Annotated in this window: 1 protein-coding gene; it reads right to left on the bottom strand. The window is 42.6% G+C overall.

The annotated features are described in order from the left end of the window. Positions 1–14: 14 nt before the first annotated feature. On the bottom strand, positions 15–985 hold a 971-nt coding region (locus I6E70_RS20530; protein ID WP_197189498.1), incomplete at its 5' end, for an IS4 family transposase.

Here is a 985-nt window from a genome sequence, read left to right as displayed (position 1 = left end):
TTAACACCACTCGTTTAAGAACGAGTGGTGTTTTTTCGTTTATACCTAACTGGATATTTTTGTGTCTTTGCGAGCACCGTTCGCGGATAAGCTTTTCGCTTTCTTTTCTCCGGTAATATTAGCCGTTTACCGTTTTCACGTAGTTCTTTTAGCTTTTTAGGGATTGTCCCGGGGCTTCGACCTGAGCACCATAAAAACTCGTCTTGTATCAGGTATAATGCGTTTATGAAACTGATGCGTAATGGCTCCACTTTATGGGCTTTAGCCATCTCTGCCATCTCAAGTCTCACGATATTGTATGACGTCAGAATACCCCAGAGCTCTTGATAAATACCTTCCTGTTTCAAGCTCCGTAGCGCTGGCTTATTAGATAATTGATATTGCTTGAGCTCACCATATCCTCGCTCTATTTCCCATCGTTGCCAATAAACATCGAGTAGCGCTTTCAGCGGGTACTTTTCTGGACAGGCGCATGAGGTGATGAACCCTTTTATTTCACCTTTAGGTGTCGGAATTTGAATAAGCCTTGCTTGCCATGTATCACCTAGGTAAGGGGCTGATTTTTTAGCTTGTGGCGAAATAGGCATTGTTATTAAGTGGTCGTAATCGCTAAATGATTCCGTTATTTCATAGCGCATTTTACTTTTGATGGGCGTAAGCCAATGATGATTTTCGCTAACACCTTGCCAGCTCGTGAATAGTTCAGCCGAAAAGAAACCTCTATCAAATAGAGTTAGTGAATGTTCAGGTGCTGAGCCAACAAGCTGTTGAGCATAATGAATTTCACTTTGGGTAATGGGGCCAAATGCTGCATCGGATATTAAATGCGTTCTTGTCGACATCAAGGTTACAGCAAGTACTGAGGGGAAGTTCGTTGTCGATTGAGCATAGCCAAAATGACGGTTACTCGGCGTATCTTGGGTTTTAAATTGTGTACCGTCAACGCTTAGCAGCTTTAAACCACACACGTCATCAAAAGTTTGCG

It is taken from the genome of Pseudoalteromonas sp. NGC95, assembly GCF_015864705.1.
Lineage (GTDB): Bacteria > Pseudomonadota > Gammaproteobacteria > Enterobacterales > Alteromonadaceae > Pseudoalteromonas > Pseudoalteromonas arctica.
Note: the sequence above shows the minus strand (reverse complement) of the source record. Positions and strands in the feature narration are given on the sequence as shown.